Origin of the sequence: Streptomyces sp. NBC_00878 (assembly GCF_026341515.1) — a bacterium.
GTDB lineage: Bacteria > Actinomycetota > Actinomycetes > Streptomycetales > Streptomycetaceae > Streptomyces.
Window position 1 is genome coordinate 9,659,841 of sequence record NZ_JAPEOK010000001.1, and the last position, 16,008, is coordinate 9,675,848.

Sequence of the window (16,008 nt, forward strand, 5' to 3'; positions counted from 1 at the left end):
GGCGGTCTCCTCAAGGACGGCGGCAGGGTGCGGTGGTGGGGTTCTCTTGCTGGTCGGGCACGTACTTGTAGCCCACACGCCGTACGGTGACGATCCGGTGCCGGTGGTCCGTGCCCAGCTTGCGGCGCAGCCGTGCGATGTGGACATCCACGGTGCGGCTGTCGCCGATGTGGTCGTAGCCCCAGACGCCTGCCATCAACTGCTCGCGCGAGTGCACTTGGTGGGGCCGCGGAACGAGATGGGCCAACAGCCCGAACTCCAGGTAGGTGAGGTCGAGTTCGCGTCCGCCGAGTTCCGCGACGTGTCGCGCGGGGTCGACGCGGAGGACACCGCCTCCCGTTTGCCGCACGGGAGGTGAGTCCGCGTAGGCGACCGGTCGGATCTCCGCCCGTGTCACGCCCTTGGCGAAGAATTCGGCGGGATCGGTGCCCTCGGGGGCGAGGACGAGGTAGCCGACGATCGGAGGGGAACCGTTTCCCTCGTCGTCTGCCCGAGCTGAGTCGCCCACGAGGCGGAGGTGGCGTATGTCGGGGAGCGGCGAGGCCGATGGAGTGGCCTGGGCCGGGATTGCCGTGGTCATGGCGGTCGCCCTTCAAGGGTGCGTCGGGTCATCAGGCGCCGTGGGTGGGCATGCCTGATCACCTGGGATGAGGAAGAAGGAGCGGAACGGCACGCGCATCGTGTGAGCCGCGTGCCTTACACACGACCGCAGGCGGCGCTGACGACGTGACCAAAGTCGACATGCCGACGACGAACGAGTCGCTGCTGCGTGTGGGGCATGTGTGTCATCCTGCGCGCCCACGGGGAGGGTCGTCAATGCTTCCCTAGTGAATCGATGGGAAATATAGGGAATGCTCGTTCGTGGGTGGGTTCACCGTTCCTCGCGGAGCGGACAGCCGGGCCGGTCTCGGGCGCGGTCGCCCTCGCGCGCACGGATGGCACCGGATGAACCCTGAGCCTCGGGTACGCGCAGGAACAGCTCAACGTCCGTCCGGTATCCGGGCCGTGGTTGACGCGGCGCAAGATGTGCTGCTCAATTGATCGCATGAATGCTGAGCAGCGCCTGGTCACCCGTGACCACATCGACTTCGGTCGGGCGGGGTCCGCCGCGTGTTGCGTCTGACACGGAAACGGGCCGTCTGACCGGCCCTTTCCCTACCTCGGTGACCCCGTGCGGGCCGAGTTCCTCTCTTCGCGGCCATGTCGTACGCATGGGCTGAACCCAGGCTGAATCCACTCGCGCGTGACATGTGGACGGTCCTGCGAGACCTCCACGCGATGCAGGCGCGCCCGAGGCAGGCCATGCCCGGTGTCATCCACCTGCTCATCGCCTGACTTCCAGCACCCTCAAGCGAATTCACACCAGTCCGCGCCGAGGGCTGCTCCGCCGTGCCCGCGTACTGCCCAGGACACGTCCCCAGAGGACCTGAAGAAAGGCCATCTTCCATGCCCGTGGAGTTCCTTGGCATCGCCGCCACCAACGACGGCTCCGAGACCACCCCTCGCTCCGGTGCCGCCTTCGACAAGGAGTACACGCTCCGGCTCGCTCGGGCGCACGAGGACCATGGCTGGGACCGGGTGCTGTTCGCCTACGGATCCGGCTCGCCGGACCCCGCGCCCGCCGCCGCGTACATCGCGAGCAAGCTGGAGCGCCTCCAGATCCTGCTCGCCCACCGCCCCAACGTCTCCTACCCGACCTTCGCCGCCAAGACGTTCGCCACCCTCGACCAGATCAGCGAGGGTCGGTTGACCGTCCACTTCATCACGGGCGGCAGCGACCAGGAGCAGGGCCGCGAGGGCGACACCCTCACCAAGGACGAGCGCTACGCCCGCACTCGCGAGTACATCCGGATCGTCAAGAACATCTGGACCATTCACGAGCCCTTCGACCACGAGGGCGAGCACTACCGCTTCCACGACTTCGTCAGCGACGTCTTCCCGGTCCAACAGCCCCGCCCAGGCGTGTCGTTCGGCGGTTCGTCACCCGCCGCGTACGCCGCCGGGGGCGCCGAGGCCGACATCTACTGCCTGTGGGGCGAGCCCCTGGCGAAGACGGCCGAGCAGATCGAGGCCGTGAAGACCGCCGCGAGGGCCGCGGGACGCACCGACGTTCCTCGCATCCAGGTGGCGTTCCGCCCGATCATCGCCCCGACCGAGGAGCTGGCCTGGGAGAAGGCACACCGCACGGTCGGCGCGATCAAGGCCCGCAAGGAGAGGGGCGAGTCGATCACCAAGCGCCACAACGGGCACGTACAACCACAGAACACCGGCTCGCAACGGCTGATCGCCATCGCCGAGGCCCAGGAGCGTTACGACCGCGCCCTGTGGACCCCGACGGCCGCCGCCACCGGTGGCGCGGGCAACTCCAACGCCCTGGTCGGCACCCCGGAGACAGTCGCCCAGGCACTCCTCGACTACTACGACCTCGGTGTCGACATCCTCTCCGCCCGCGGCTACGACCTGCTGGGCGATGCGATCGACTTCGGCCGGCACGTGATCCCCATCGTCCGAGAGGAGGTCGCCAAGCGTGACGCCGCGCGTGATGCCGCGCGTGATGCCGAGCGGGCGGTCCGCGGCACCCAGGCATTCCCGGCGGTGAAGGGATGACGTCCGCACCTGAACTGACGGTCACCCAGGTCACCGCCGCCGACCCGAGAGTCGAGCCCCTGCTGCGCGAACTCGGCGACGAGTACTCACGACGCTACGGCAAGGACGCTCATGGCGAACTGGCCCGCTATCCGGACGAGGAGTTCACCGCGCCGCACGGCGGGGTGCTCCTCCTGCTCCTCCAGCTCGGCGAGCCCGTCGCGGGCGGTGCCTACCGCCGGTACGACGCGACCACGGCCGAGCTGAAGCGGATCTGGACGCACTCCGCCCACCGCAGGCGGGGCTTCGCCCGCCGTGTCGTCGCCGAGCTGGAGCGCGAGGCGAGCGCCCGCGGCTACCGGCGGATCTACTTGACCACCGGGCCGCGCCAGCCCGAGGCCCGTGGTCTGTACCTGGCCACCGGCTACACCCCGCTGTTCGACACGGAGGCCGACCCGGAAACCATCGGCCCGCTGCCCTTCGAGAAGTATCTGCCGACCGAAGCACGCACAGCACGCGTGGGGAAAGCGGCCGACCTGTGGACCGACCTGTAGAGCGGCCTGTAAACCCTCGCCCGATCAGAACCCGCCCGCGCAATGCCGCGACCATCGCGTTGCCGCCCGTACTGCCGCCGACCGCCCTGGTCGGCTTCGGCGAGAATGCTTCGTCGGGGCTCACCGCCCAGGGACGGCGAGACCGGCCCGCGCGGTCGGACGCTCACGCCCGCCCTCCCGACCAGGTCACCTTCGTGAACGGCCGACGCTCACGCCACTGCCTCCAGCCCCACGCGTCCACCGAGCGCGGCGGAGAACTGATCGGCGACCCGTTCGAGCGCCTTCCGCGCGGCGGGCTCCACGACGACAGCACCGTTTTCCCGTACCTCGATGTGCTTGTCCAGGACGAACCAGCCGGGCGTGATGTGCGCGGGGCCCATGGAAGCGAGTACCGGGCGCAGCCCGTAGTCGATCGCCAGGGCGTGTGCCGTACTCCCGCCGGTCGCGAGTGGCAGCACGGTCTTGCCCTCCAAGGCGTACTGCGGCAGCAGATCGAGCAACGACTTCAGCAGTCCCGAGTACGCGGCCTTGTAGACCGGGGTGCCGATGACGATGCCGTCGGCACCCCGGAAGCGCTCGATGACGCGGACGATCTCCGGGTGGTCGAAGTCCGCGTGCAGCAGGGCTTCGGCCGGAAGGGTCCGGACATCGGCGGGGATCACGTCGTGTCCCTGGGCGGTGAGCCGGGCGTCCAGGTGGCGCAGCAGTCGTGCGGTGCGGGAAGTGGGGGAGGGGCTTCCGGAGACGGAGAGGACGGTGGCCATGGGCGATCTCCTGGGAAGAGGCGGGAAGGGGCAGGAAGGGGCGGGGAGGGAGGTCGGATGGCTTGGCCCGGCTTGAGGATGTCGCGTTGGGTCGAAGGCCGCCTTGACGCGTTGCCGCAGCGCGCGCAAGGACGCTTGCGGAGCTCGCGTGGCATCCGTGCCATCCGTGCCATCCGTGCCATCCGCGCCATCTGTGCCATCCGTGGCATCGGGCGGAACGGCAAGGTGGGGCGCGCTCGACCGGTGCCCAAGAAGGGCGAAGGGGTCAGCGACAGTGCATGGCGCCGCTGAGGCCGAGGTCGACCACGCGCCGTTGCGTCAGCCAGGTGCCCATGCCGCAGCGCGCCGCCGACCCGGCGGCCGACGGCCGGGGTCCGATGCGGTGGGCGCGAGGCCGGAGGGCCGTCACGGTGGCTGTACGCGGCATGGGTTCAGCATGCACGAGGCGAGAGACGGGCGTCCAACGACGATTCGCCATCGAAGCCGATCACGATTCGCAATCAATGGATGCCGTCCTGCGGCCATGCGGCCGGTCCGGGACATCGTGGCCCTGCGCAGCGTCAAGTGCTTGTTTCTGAACCGGAGACGGCTTGATGTGGGTCGTGGGGCGGCCCAACTCTGTGGAACGCTAGGCCGATGATCACTGGTGCACCGGATGACGCGGAGTCACTTGCTGTCGGGGCCCTTGAGTGGCTGATGAACGCTGCGCGGGACATCGACGACGGTGTGGTGGCCTGGCCAAACACTCTCGCCGACGACCAGGTCACACCACGGCTGTACAGCGGAACTTCGGGAGTGCTGCCGGCTCTCCTCGATGCATGGCGGTACTTCTCCGACGATCGGTACGCGGACATGGCTTTGCGCGGTGCCCGCAGCGTCGCTGACGCGGTCGAAGAATGGGAGGACAGCGGCCTCTACGCGGGAGTGGCCGGCATGGCTGTCGCCCTGCGGGGCGTGCACCGTGTGCTCGGTGACGCCGCGGCGGGGGCGTCCGCCGACCGTGCTCTGGACGTCCTGCGGTCCCGCTATGACGGCGCAGGGTGGAACGACTACTACGAACTCATCGCCGGCAACGCCGGCATCGCGCTCGCCGCGCTGGAGTGCGGCGATCTCGACCTCGCCCAACTGGCCGTCGACCGCTACGCGCGCACTGCCGAGCCCACCACGGCCGGCGTTCAGTGGGAGATACGGGCCGGCACGGTCCCCCGCCTGCACCACATATCTCACGGCACCCTCGGCATCGTCTACGCCCTCGCTGCCGTCGGCCGGGCCGCAGACCGCCCCGACCTCCTCGACCTCGCAGTGGCCGGGGCCGCCGACGTCGTCTCCCGCGACGAAGCCGGCCCGGACGGCTTCCTCGTCGCGCACTCCGACCCGCAACAGCAGCACGAGAAGATCGAACGCCATAGCTACGGCTGGTGCCACGGCCCGGCCGGCGACGCCCAGGTGTTCCGCCTGCTGACCCACGTCCTGCCCGACGATCCCGCCTGGCCCGCCCTCGCCGACCGCTGCTGGCACACAGTCGTCAACTCCGGCATCCCACGACGGATCCGCCCCGGCTTCTGGGACAACAACGGTCGCTGCTGTGGCACCGCCGGCGTCCTCGCCCTCGCCTGCGACCGCCAGGTCGAACGCGGCGACGGCCGTGACTTCGCCGACATCCTCGTCGCCGACCTCGCGGCCCGCGCGACGACCGACGCCGAGGGCGTCCGCTGGTCCAATGTCGAACACAGGGAGACTCCCAGTGACCTTGCCCCCGCCACCGGCTGGGGCATGGGCAACGCGGGCATCATCCGGGAGCTCCTGCGCCACGCCCGCATCACCGCGAACCGCGACCCGCAGTACGCCGTCCCCTTCCCGGACCACCTACCCACTGCCTGAGTGCCAGTCACGGCTCCATGCGCAGGCGCGCCGTGCGGTAGATCTGCATCGAGACGTCGACGCCGGACAGGTCCTCGCCAGGACCCGGATGAGCACCGCCCAACTGCTGCACCGTCTCGATCTCCTTGGCGTGATCCCCGATCGTGAACTGGACCCGCTGCATCTGCCCGACCAGTTCCCGGCCGTCGGCCGCTCAGCCCGGCTGGCCGAGACGGTCGTGCACGGTGGGCACGACCTCGCCGCCCGCGTCACCGGCTCTGTGCCGGCGACACGAATGCCAGGGACCCGAGCCCGCCCTCCCATGATGTGAGACGACGGGCGAGACCAGAGAAGGCCCTCTTGACGTGGTGCCAGGGCCGCCTGACACTCCAGAGCAGAGATCCCTAGTGAATCAGTAGGAAATCATGGAGTGTCTGGAGCCGCCGTCCGACCGCGCGAACCGCGCCATATGCGCGGGCCGGTCGTCGCTTCTCCTGATTTCCCGCCGCCACATCGATCTCATGCGTGTCTGCAGCGCGGCGAGATCTCCGCGCTGAACCGATGGTGCCCACCGGCACCGCATCCCCGCCGGGTACGGGTACGCGCCGACGACGCCGCGCGCCCATCAGCCCACGTGCGCCGCCCTCCGCACCTCTGCGAACCAGAAGCCGGATCCCGGACCCAGGGAGACACATGCCCGCCGCACCCCTGACCACCGTGCCGTCCCTCCCCTCCCCGCCGTCGTTCCGAGGCAGGATCGGCTGTGACGCGAACAGCGGCTACTACGCCGAGCCGCGCCGCTACCGCCTCCACCTGTCGCCGTCCTGTCCTCACTGTCTACGGATCGCCATCACCCACAGCCTGCTCGGTCTGGAAAAGACCCTCCCGATCGTTCCGCTGCCGGCGGTCCCCGACAGGGCCGACGGCGAACACTCCGCTCTGCGCCCGTTGTACGAGGCCAGTTCACACCGGCATCCCGGACCAGCCGTGGCACCGGTGTTGAGTGACAGTTGGACAGGACGGATCGTCAGTACGCACACCCCGGACATCCTCCGGGACCTGGCCCGGCGCTTCGGCGCTGACGACGCTGACCGGCCCACCCTCTACCCGCATGGCGCGGACGAGGAGATCGAGGCCGTCGAACGCCTCTGCGCGTACCGCATCGACGAAGCCGCACAGCAGGCTGGGCGGGCCGACGCCGACGCCACGGCGCGTGACACCGCGCTCAGTTCTCTGCTTCGCGTCCTGGGCTCACTGGATTGGCGGCTCGCCCACCAGGAGTTCATCCTGGGCGACGAAATGACCGCCGCCGACGTGCAGTTGTGGGTGACCCTGGTCCGGCTCGACACCGTGCACAGACTGCACCTGGACGCCGCCGCGGTCCACCGCATCGCCGACCACCAACGCCTGTGGGCCTACGCACGGCGACTGGCTGCCCACCCCGCCTTCGGCCAACACCTCGACCTGGACGGCATTGCCCGCAGGCACCATGGCCACTGCCAAGGACTGGAAGCCGCAGGGGCGGCGGTGCAGATCCTGGACTGGGCGGTGCACATCGCTGACGGATCCCAGGTCCGTACGGCGTCCATGTCACGGGCGGCGGACTGACCACCATCGCCCAACACGCCATTTCATTCGGGGCGAGCGCCACTGCCGAGCGGCAGGACCTCCTTTCCTCGGTGCGTGTGGCCAGGCCGCCGGTGGGAGATATCGGGAAAGCCCCGTTTCGACGCGCTGTCTCAGCGTTGGCCCGGAGGGGCGCCCGAGCAGGGTATCCGCCCTGGTCGGGCGCCCCTTTCCGGTGTTTACTGACCTTCAAAGCGTGGTGTCGGCGGGGGCTGACGGCCCGTGATCCCTGCGCTATGCCGATTGCATGAGATATGCGCAAGGGGGCGGACTGACCGATGAGCGGCGGGCTGGGGAGGGCATCGGAAAATGGCCTGGAGCGTGGGCTCGACCCTCACCACACCGGCCCCTGGCCGGCCCTATCCAGGCGGCGATGGGGGGATTGACCTCTATCTCTGCGTCGCGAGCCACGTGATGGCTGAGCCGACGCCCGCAATAAGCACGGAGGTTACGACCTTGGTCAGGAAACGTTCGGTCGCATGTGGATAAGGTCGGGGCCGGCCCGCCTTGACGTGCAGGGTGCCCACTCGCAGCTCAAAGTATGGCGTCCGGGCGGGAGTTGGCTCTGTCACTTCGGCATGGCCTTTCTGTGCGTCACGTAGGTGGAGCGCGCGCAAGGTGGATCGTGTCATGGAGGTTGTGCGTGGCGCTACCGGTTGCGATGAAATCCGACTGTCGCGAATCCGACTGTTGCGTTTTGAGGTCCCCTCATTTGAGAGCCCCTCATTTGAAGGCCCTTCACGGGCACTGGATGCAGCACTGTCTGAGATCCAGATGAACCAATGCAGATGAAATCCGTGTGCGTGAATGGATTGCACGGGTGGCCGGGTGCGTATGCAACTGACCGAAGTGACGTTTTCGGGCTCGGGCCGTTTCGAAACCCTGTCCCGAATGCCTGACGCGGAGCGGTCTCGACCACTCAATTCTGTGATTTGCAACCAGCTAACTCAATGAGCTGAGTTGTTGGTGGGTGATCAGGCTGCAGGTGGGTTTCGGGAATGCTTCGTGGATGTCGGTTCGCCGTTCCCAAAAGCTGTCCCGTAAATGATCTTCGGGTCGGTGCGGCTGTCAGCCGCCGTCTATCTGGCGAGGGTGAGGTTGTGCAAGCGGGCGATGCCGAGTATGGCGTGGTTGACGCCGTCGCCTTTGAGGCGGCAGTCGCGGAGGATCTTCCAGGTCTTCATTCGGGAGAAGACCTGCTCCACGCGGGCGTGGACCTGTTTGTGGGACTTGTTGTGCGCTGCTTTCCGGTCGGGCAGGTCTTCGCCTCTGCGGCGCCGGTGGGGCATGACGAGTCCGGTGCCCGGATAACCGCCGCCGGCAATCGTGGTGGTGTGCCCAACTGCAGCCCGGGCGCCGGATTCCTCCATGCCTTGCAGTCGGTGCGGTTGCCCGGCAGTGGTCGGCCCACCACGATCACCCGTCGGGTATCGGCGTCGATGACGACCTGATGGTTGGTGGAGTATCGGTAATTCTTCGACTGCTCGGCTACCTCGTGGTCGCGGGTGGGCACCAGAGTGCCGTCCACGATCAGCACGGCGTCCTTGGCGAACCGGCGCCGCGGCTGCAAGGGCATCAGCGGGCCGAACTGGACGATGATCCGGTCCGCCGCCGACTTCGAGACACCGAACAGCGGAGCCGGCTGGCGCATCGTCAAGTTCGTCCGCCAGTAGGCCGCGACCAGCAGCAGCAGGTCCTCCAGGGCCAGACTCCAAGGTCGTCCCCGGCGACCCGTGTCGGTGCCCTGACGCCGCAGCGCGGCCACCAACTTGCCGAACTGACGCGTACTCAATCCGAAGAAGGGGGCTATCCAAGACGGCTCCGACGCCGTAATCACACCAGCCACACCATGATCATCTCGCCCATGGTCGACGCAGCCCCTCGCGTCGGTTGCGTAGCAGCGATCACGCCTTGCAGTCCCGTCCGTCACGCCGTGCTAGGCGGCGCCGACCTGCACAACCTCACCCTCGCGGACTAGCAGGCACAACGGCAGGTCATCCCGCATGCCAAAGATCAATTACGGGCCACAGGCCTTAGAAAGTTTCACTTTTGGTCTTGCTGGGAGACCTTTAAGGCGCTACAAAAGGTCCTCACAGGATGCCATTCAGATGGCAAGGGAGTTGCGATGTCCAGTGCAGATCAAGTCGACGGCAAGCTTCCCGTAGGGGCCCCAGCGCCCAGCACCCTCCGCCGATCACTCACGACGCGCGAAGCCGTCGCGGTGTCGATCGGCCTGATGGCGCCGAGTGTGGCGATGAACATCAATCCCCAGGCAGCCGCCGGGATTGTCGGACGCGCGGTCCCGTTGGTCTTCGCGCTGGCCACGGTCGGGGTTCTCCTGGTCGCGTACTGCTTCATCCGGTTGAGCCAGCACTTCAACCACGCCGGTTCCGTCTATGGGTTCATCGGTGTGACGCTCGGCCCTCGGGCCGGGGTCGTCGCCGGTTGGGCGCTGCTGACCACCTATGTCGCGTATGGCGCCTGCACAGTCACAGAGGCCGGCCTGTTCCCCGCCGATTTCCTCAAGGCGTCCGGGATCTGGAGTGGAGCCTCCTGGGAGGTTGTCACCGTAGCTGCGGCGGTTCTGGTCGTGCTTCTTGCCTGGGCACCTGCGAGGAACACCACTCGGGCGCTGCTCGGCCTTGAAGGCGTGACCATCGCACTCATCACGATCGTCGCGGTTGTCATCGCTGTCCGACTGATCAGCGGAAACGCGCCCCAAGATCAGGACTTCACGTTGAGCGTGTTCAGCCTCCCGCACGGGGTCGGTACGTCAGCTCTCTTCTTCGCGATGACCTTCGGATTCCTGTCCTTCGCCGGCTTCGAGGCCGCGTCCACGCTCGGCGAGGAAACGAAGGGGGATCCGCGGCGAGCCATCCCGAAGGTACTTCTGGGGTCGGTGCTCTTTGCCGGAGTCTTCTACACGGTCATCTCCGCGATCACCACGATGGGCTTCGGAGCGTCGAAAGCGGGCACCGACCGATTCACCGCGTCCTCATCTCTTCTCGGCGACCTCGGTACGACGTACATCGGCAGCGTGGTCGGCCAACTCGTCAGCCTTGGAGCCGGGATCAGCGGCTTTGGCTGCGCCCTCGCGTGCGTCGTAGGGGCGTCCCGCCTTCTCTACGCCATGACACGCGACGCGTTTCCCAACTCGCGGATCGGTCGGTCGACAGGTCAGGACGGCCGGATCACAGGATCCATCGCAGTAGTCGCCGCGGCAGCGTTCGTCGCCGTTGCCGCTCTGCGGATGTTCTCCACCAGCGAGCCGCTCGACATCATCTTCTGGACGGCCACCATCGGGACGCTTTCCCTGCTTGTCGCGTACGTCCTGGTCACTGCCGGTGCGCTGAAGTTCCTGTTCTTCTCCGGTGTGCGACGCGTGGCTCGGTGGGAAATCGTCGTCCCGCTCGGGGCGTTCGCCACGCTCGGATACACCCTCTACAAGAGCGTTTACCCAGTACCGGCCGAGCCCTACAACCTCTTCCCCTACATCGTCGGTGGCTGGCTTCTGCTGGTGTTCGGTGTCGTGTTGATCAACCGCAAGCTGGCCAACAAAATTCACCGTCGCCTGCTGAGCGAAGCAGGCCTGACCAGTCGTGAGGAGCCCGTCAAGTGACTTCGTCATCCTCCCTCAGCCTGTGGCACCACGAAGCTGCCGGCTCAGAAGGTTCGGACTCCCGACCGCTCCACGGTGAGGACCGCACGAACGTCGCGATCGTCGGTGGCGGATACGTTGGCCTCTGGACCGCATATTGGATCAAGCGGGCCACGCCCGATGTCGACGTCGTCGTGATCGACCAGGGCCGCTGCGGCGATGGTGCCTCCGGACGCAACGGGGGATTCGCCCTCACCCTCTGGGCAAAGCTGCCGTCTCTCATCGGCGTGCTCGGGTCCGACCGAGCAGTTGAGGTGGGCAGGCAGAGCGAACAAGCCATCACCGACATCGAAAGCTTCTGTGAAGAGCACGACGTGGACGCTCACTTCGTGCGCGGTGGCTGGCTGTGGACTGCTCGCGTCAAGGCTCACCACGGCGCTTGGAACGGGTTGCTCGAAGCATGCGACCGGGCGGGCGTCAACCCGTTCAAGGCGCTGCCTGACGAAGAGGTCGCGCGGCGTGCCGGGTCGAAGACGCACTTGGGCGGCGTCATCGGAGCCAGCGGTGCCACGGTGCAGCCCTACCTGCTTGCGCGTGGCCTTCGCCGCGTGTGCCTGGAGCTCGGCGTGCGGATCTACGAACACTCGAAGATGGTGGGACTCGACCGGGGCACGCCCGCGAGGATCGACACACCCGGCGGTTCGATCACCGCGGACGCCGTTGTCATCGCCACCAACGCCTGGGCCGCGAACATGCGGGAGTTGAAGCGCCGTCTGGTCGTGGTTTCGAGCGATCTCGTCGCGACGCCGCCCATCCCCCGGCGCCTTGAGGAGATCGGTTGGACCGGAGGGGAGTCGATCAACGACAGCCAGCTCTGGATCGACTACTACCGCACCACCCGTGACGGTCGCATCGTCTTCGGCAAGGGTGTGGCCAGTCTTGCCTACGGTGGACGCATCGGCCCGTCCTTCGACAGGTCGGCGGCGCGGGCCGCTGTCACAGCGGCGGACTTCAGGGCCGCATACCCCCAACTGGCCGATGTTCCACTTGAGTTCGACTGGTCCGGCCCGATCGACCGGTCACCGACCGGGCTTCCCGAGTTGGGTCGGCTGGGCGGACGACCCAACATCTTCTACGGAGTCGGCTGGAGCGGAAACGGTGTAGCCCCGTCCGTCCTCGGTGGCCGGATCCTCGCAAGCCTTGCGACCAACCGAGACGACGAGTACTCCAACCACCCGCTGATCGGGCTTCAGCTCGGATCGCTTCCGGCTGAACCGATCCGGTTCATCGGTGGAAATCTCGTTCGCAGGGCGGCCTACCACAAGGAGAAGGCAGAGATGGCCGGCAGACGACCAAATCGCATTGCGGAAATTCTCTCGCGACTGGTTCCGGCAGGAGTAGAAGACCACTGACGCAGCAGCAAATCCGTCGTCATGATGCGATGCTCGACACGCACGATGCCGAGTGGAAGAGTGACTTCCGTGAATATCAAATCAGGCTCTATTCAAATCGGCGAGCTCGAACCGCGGCCTCGTCATGAGGTCTTGGCGGACGCAATCCAGCGGGCCATCGCGCTGGGTCAGTTCGCTCCAGGAGAACGTCTCCCGACCGAGCGTGAGGTGGCGGAGGCACTCGGCCTGGGGCGGACCACCGTGAGCCACGCGTTTCGGCTGCTCAATGAACAGGGTCTGGTCCTGACCAAGCGTGGTCGCGCCGGAGGAACCTTCGTCTCGGAGGTTCCGCGGAAGGTCAACCGCCAACGGATTCTTCGCGAGTACGGGTCAGAAGTGGAAGCGAACTTTGAGTTCAGGCTCACCGTCGAGCCGGTGGTGGCGCGGCTGGCAGCCGAACGAGCGAACTCGGTGCAGCGCGATGCCATCTCCGACCTCACCCATAACGAGCCGGCCACTCTGGCGTCGTATCGGGCCAACGACTCGCAGTTCCACCTGGCCATAGCCGATGCGTGCGGGAACCCGTTGTTCGCTCAGGCGGTGCGGGACGCTCGAGAGCAGTTCTTCAACTGGGCCGACGCGCTCTGGATGATTCGGGGCCAGCTCAGCGCGGACACCGCGATGTTCGGTCACCAGCACCACGACATCGGCGAAGCAATCGCCAGTGGCGATGGAGCAAAAGCGGAAGAGCACATGCGAAGCCACCTCGAACAATCGATGTCGAGCTACCAGGCAGTCCTTCGATCCAAGTAAATCGCTGCGCAAACAAGCTCGATGTCAGAAATGAGGAGTCCCGTGCGGAACCAATTCGGTCTATTGCCGCTACCTCTTCCTGTAGCGGGACAATCCATCTCGGGAAACGAGGTCCTGGGCGTCCGCTCTCCGTATTCGGGTGAGCAGATCGCCGAGGTGGCAACCGCGTCGGTGGGTGACGCCTTGAACGCGGTTCATGCGGCCCACGCCTCCCTGACGCACGAGATGCCTGCGTGGCGCCGGGCCGAAGTCCTTGACGCTGCCGCGCGCCTGGTCGAAGCGCGTGCCGATCACATCGCGGAACTCATGGTTGGTGAGGTTGCCAAGCCCATCCGCCTCGCACGAATCGAGGTCCAGCGCGCGGCCGACACGTTCCGCTTCTCGGCGGACGAGGCGCGGAGGCTCTCGGGCTCGGGGCTCCCGCTCGACGCCGCAAAGGCAGGCGTTGGCATGACGGGATTCACGGTTCCCGGCCCTGTGGGGGTTGTTGGCGGCATCATTCCGTTCAACTTCCCGGCTGTACTCACAGCTCACAAGCTGGGCCCCGCGATCGCTGCCGGCTGCCCGATCGTTCTGCTGCTGTCGAACAAGGCGCCGCTGGCCGCGCTCGCCCTCACCCAATGTGCCATTGACGCCGGCCTGCCGGCTGATCGTGTGTCGGTTCTCGTCGGAGACCCGGGGCCACTCGCCGAGGTACTCCTTACCGACGACCGGGTGCGGCTGATCTCATTCACTGGATCTGCCGGGGTTGGCTGGGGCCTCCAGCGTCGTGCGCAGCGCAAGCGGGTCCTGCTGGAGCTCGGCAACATGAGCCCGATCGTCGTGTGCGCCGACGGGGACGTTGTGGCAGCCGCGCGTGCCGCCGCGATCGGGGGGAACCTGTTCGCCGGTCAATCGTGCATCTCGGTACAGCGACTGGTGGTCGACTCGCGGATCGCCGAGGAGTTCGAGGACGCGTTGCTCGATGAGATCCGTCGGCTCCGGTTCGGGGATCCGTCCGATCCCGCGACCGACCTGGGTCCGATGATCACTCAGACCGCGACCCAGCGCATGGCAACGCTCATCGGAGAGGCCGAGAAGCAAGGCGGGGTGCAACTGACCGGCGGCCTCGGCGGTGACGGGCATCTCAGGCCGACGGTCCTGCGCGACGTTGACCCGGCCATGGAGGTCTGGTCGAAGGAAGCCTTTGCGCCGCTGCTGAGCATGCGTACGTTTGACGACCTCCAGGACGCCTTCGCTCTCGCCAACAAAACGGAAATGGCGATTCACGCTTCCATCTTCACCCGCGATATCGGTACCGCGATGGATGCGGTTCGTGCCTTTGACTTTGCGGGAGTCATCGTGAACGAGGGGCCGAGTTTCAGGGTCGACCAGATGCCGTACGGCGGTATTCGTGGCGGCGGCAACACGAAGGAAGGGCCGCACTACGCCGTCGAAGAGATGACGCTCCAAAAGCTGGTGGCGATCCGGTCGGTTGGAGCCAAGTCCTCATGATCCGTGACCAAAGCGTCTCGCATCCTGAATCTGCGGTGCTTCACTTCATCGACAACGCCGGGATCGCGCGAGTCAAGTACGTCCCGGCGAGCAGACTGGAATCGTTGAGTTCAGGCGGCGTTGGACTATCACCCATATTCGGTGTCCTCACCACGGACGACACGTTCTCGGCGGTTCCGGGTCTCGATCCATGCCAGGGCGATCTCCGGCTCCGGCCGGATCTGGCGCACGAGCGCGTTCTTCCGGGTTCGCCCACCTGGGCCTGGACACCCGTCGACCAGTACACCCAACAGGGCGATCCCTGGCCAGGCTGCCAGCGTCACTTCCTGCGAAGGATGGTCGCGCGCGCGGAGACCCAAGGTCTCACCTTCCTGTCGGCCTTCGAGCTTGAGTGGACGGCGGGCCGGAGTGAAGGCCAGGACTGGCAGCCGATTCACGACGGGCCGAGTCACGGTGGTGTCCTGACGCCTGTCCTGAAAGACCACTTCGCAGCCCTGTTCTCGGACTTCGCCACTGCCGGGATCAGCGTCGACCACGGGCACGCCGAGTACGGCGCGGGTCAGCTCGAAGTCGCCCTGGGGCCGACGGATCCCCTCGTTGCCGCTGACGTCTTCGGTCTTGCCCGCCAGATCATCCACCAGCGTTCCCACGCCGATGGATGGCAAGCGAGTTTCGCGCCGCTCGTCACCGGCGCGGTAGGCAACGGTGCACACGCTCACCTCAGTCTGTGGCGAGAAGGAACCAGCCTGTTCGCTCCGATGGGGAACGGCGCTGCCATGCACCATGACGGCGAGTCGTTCCTCGCGGGCATTCTTGCCGAGCTTCCCGCTCTGACGGCAATCGGCAGTCCGTTGCGCATCTCCTACGAACGGGTCAAGCCGGGGCTGTGGTCCGGCGCCTGGGCCTGCTGGGGCCTTGAGAACCGGGAGGCAGCCCTGCGTCTGGAGGGTGCTCAGGGACCCAACGCTCACAAGAGCAGCAACGTCGAATGGAAGGCCGTGGACGGTGCGGCCAACCCGTACCTGGCTCTGGGCGCGATGATCGCCGCTGGTCTGCACGGCATGGAACACGAGTTGCGGTTGCCGCCCCCACTGCAGGGAGACCCCTCACTCACCGGCCCGTCGGAGGGGGAGCCGGTTGCCAAGCTCATTCCCCAAAGCATCGAGGAATCGACCGATGCGCTCGGAGCGAGTGCTCCGCTCAGAGAGGCACTCGGCGACCTGCTGATCGACTCGGTCATCGCCACTCGTCGTCAAGAAGCGACCACGACCGCATCGCTCTCTCGCGAAGCCCAAATCGCTCGCTCTCGGAGGAGGTACTAG

13 protein-coding genes and 1 pseudogene are annotated in these 16,008 nt (G+C 66.8%); 9 read left to right on the forward strand and 5 right to left on the reverse strand.

The features are described from left to right. Nucleotides 1-10: 10 nt before the first annotated feature. Nucleotides 11-580, reverse strand: coding sequence for a winged helix-turn-helix domain-containing protein (locus OHA11_RS42010; protein ID WP_266505866.1), 570 nt, complete (start codon nt 578-580; stop codon nt 11-13). Nucleotides 581-1,446: 866 nt separating this feature from the next. On the opposite strand from OHA11_RS42010, the gene OHA11_RS42015 reads away from it, so the two are divergent. Together OHA11_RS42015 and OHA11_RS42020 are read left to right on the forward strand one after the other, a co-directional pair. After that, complete coding sequence (locus tag OHA11_RS42015) at nt 1,447-2,607, forward strand: LLM class flavin-dependent oxidoreductase (protein WP_266505869.1); 1,161 nt, start codon at nt 1,447-1,449, stop codon at nt 2,605-2,607. After that, nucleotides 2,604-3,140: a GNAT family N-acetyltransferase gene (locus OHA11_RS42020; RefSeq protein ID WP_266505872.1), complete on the forward strand. Its 537-nt coding sequence runs from the start codon at nt 2,604-2,606 to the stop codon at nt 3,138-3,140. The genes OHA11_RS42015 and OHA11_RS42020 overlap by 4 nt, the downstream gene beginning before the upstream one ends. Nucleotides 3,141-3,349: 209 nt before the next feature. Here OHA11_RS42020 and ssuE read toward each other — a convergent pair whose 3' ends face one another. Both ssuE and OHA11_RS42030 read right to left on the reverse strand, forming a co-directional pair. Then, nucleotides 3,350-3,904, reverse strand: coding sequence for an NADPH-dependent FMN reductase (gene ssuE, locus OHA11_RS42025; RefSeq protein ID WP_266505878.1), 555 nt, complete (start codon nt 3,902-3,904; stop codon nt 3,350-3,352). Nucleotides 3,905-4,169: 265 nt separating this feature from the next. After that, the gene (locus OHA11_RS42030; protein WP_266505881.1) at nt 4,170-4,331 is read right to left on the reverse strand and encodes a hypothetical protein; all 162 of its coding nucleotides are present in this window, start codon (nt 4,329-4,331) and stop codon (nt 4,170-4,172) included. A gap of 209 nt (nt 4,332-4,540) precedes the next feature. Between OHA11_RS42030 and OHA11_RS42035 the strand changes: the two genes are divergently transcribed. Continuing rightward, the gene (locus tag OHA11_RS42035) at nt 4,541-5,785 is read left to right on the forward strand and encodes a lanthionine synthetase LanC family protein (protein ID WP_266505884.1); all 1,245 of its coding nucleotides are present in this window, start codon (nt 4,541-4,543) and stop codon (nt 5,783-5,785) included. Between the two features lie 7 nt (nt 5,786-5,792). Here the strand turns inward: OHA11_RS42035 and OHA11_RS42040 are convergent, their stop codons facing one another. Next, nucleotides 5,793-5,948, reverse strand: coding sequence for a hypothetical protein (locus OHA11_RS42040; protein WP_266505886.1), 156 nt, complete (start codon nt 5,946-5,948; stop codon nt 5,793-5,795). 509 nt (nt 5,949-6,457) lie between these two features. Here OHA11_RS42040 and OHA11_RS42045 point away from each other — a divergent pair. Beyond that, nucleotides 6,458-7,372: a glutathione S-transferase C-terminal domain-containing protein gene (locus tag OHA11_RS42045; protein WP_266505888.1), complete on the forward strand. Its 915-nt coding sequence runs from the start codon at nt 6,458-6,460 to the stop codon at nt 7,370-7,372. A gap of 1,097 nt (nt 7,373-8,469) precedes the next feature. On the opposite strand, the pseudogene OHA11_RS42050 reads toward OHA11_RS42045, so the two are convergent. Continuing rightward, nucleotides 8,470-9,236, reverse strand: a pseudogene (locus OHA11_RS42050) (transposase). A gap of 279 nt (nt 9,237-9,515) precedes the next feature. Between OHA11_RS42050 and OHA11_RS42055 the strand changes: the two are divergent. From OHA11_RS42055 to OHA11_RS42075, 5 genes are all read left to right on the forward strand, one after another. Continuing rightward, entirely contained in the window at nt 9,516-11,009 is a 1,494-nt protein-coding gene (locus OHA11_RS42055; RefSeq protein WP_266505890.1) for an APC family permease, read from the forward strand. After that, nucleotides 11,006-12,400: an FAD-binding oxidoreductase gene (locus OHA11_RS42060; RefSeq protein WP_266505892.1), complete on the forward strand. Its 1,395-nt coding sequence runs from the start codon at nt 11,006-11,008 to the stop codon at nt 12,398-12,400. Before OHA11_RS42055 ends, OHA11_RS42060 begins: the two co-directional genes overlap by 4 nt. A 69-nt stretch (nt 12,401-12,469) precedes the next feature. Continuing rightward, nucleotides 12,470-13,192, forward strand: a complete 723-nt coding sequence (locus tag OHA11_RS42065; protein WP_266505895.1) for a FadR/GntR family transcriptional regulator — start codon at nt 12,470-12,472, stop codon at nt 13,190-13,192. Between the two features lie 42 nt (nt 13,193-13,234). Next, on the forward strand, nt 13,235-14,686 hold the full coding sequence (locus OHA11_RS42070) for an aldehyde dehydrogenase family protein (RefSeq protein ID WP_266505897.1): 1,452 nt from the start codon (nt 13,235-13,237) through the stop codon (nt 14,684-14,686). Continuing rightward, entirely contained in the window at nt 14,683-16,008 is a 1,326-nt protein-coding gene (locus tag OHA11_RS42075; protein ID WP_266505899.1) for a glutamine synthetase, read from the forward strand. The genes OHA11_RS42070 and OHA11_RS42075 overlap by 4 nt, the downstream gene beginning before the upstream one ends.

Coding starts and splice junctions, on each gene's coding strand:
- OHA11_RS42035 (WP_266505884.1), top strand. CDS start 4,541: ATGATCACTGGTGCACCGGATGACGCGGAGTCACTTGCTGTCGGGGCC.
- OHA11_RS42055 (WP_266505890.1), top strand. CDS start 9,516: ATGTCCAGTGCAGATCAAGTCGACGGCAAGCTTCCCGTAGGGGCCCCA.
- ssuE (WP_266505878.1), bottom strand. CDS start 3,904: ATGGCCACCGTCCTCTCCGTCTCCGGAAGCCCCTCCCCCACTTCCCGC.
- OHA11_RS42010 (WP_266505866.1), bottom strand. CDS start 580: ATGACCACGGCAATCCCGGCCCAGGCCACTCCATCGGCCTCGCCGCTC.
- OHA11_RS42020 (WP_266505872.1), top strand. CDS start 2,604: ATGACGTCCGCACCTGAACTGACGGTCACCCAGGTCACCGCCGCCGAC.
- OHA11_RS42045 (WP_266505888.1), top strand. CDS start 6,458: ATGCCCGCCGCACCCCTGACCACCGTGCCGTCCCTCCCCTCCCCGCCG.
- OHA11_RS42030 (WP_266505881.1), bottom strand. CDS start 4,331: ATGCCGCGTACAGCCACCGTGACGGCCCTCCGGCCTCGCGCCCACCGC.
- OHA11_RS42040 (WP_266505886.1), bottom strand. CDS start 5,948: ATGCAGCGGGTCCAGTTCACGATCGGGGATCACGCCAAGGAGATCGAG.
- OHA11_RS42015 (WP_266505869.1), top strand. CDS start 1,447: ATGCCCGTGGAGTTCCTTGGCATCGCCGCCACCAACGACGGCTCCGAG.
- OHA11_RS42075 (WP_266505899.1), top strand. CDS start 14,683: ATGATCCGTGACCAAAGCGTCTCGCATCCTGAATCTGCGGTGCTTCAC.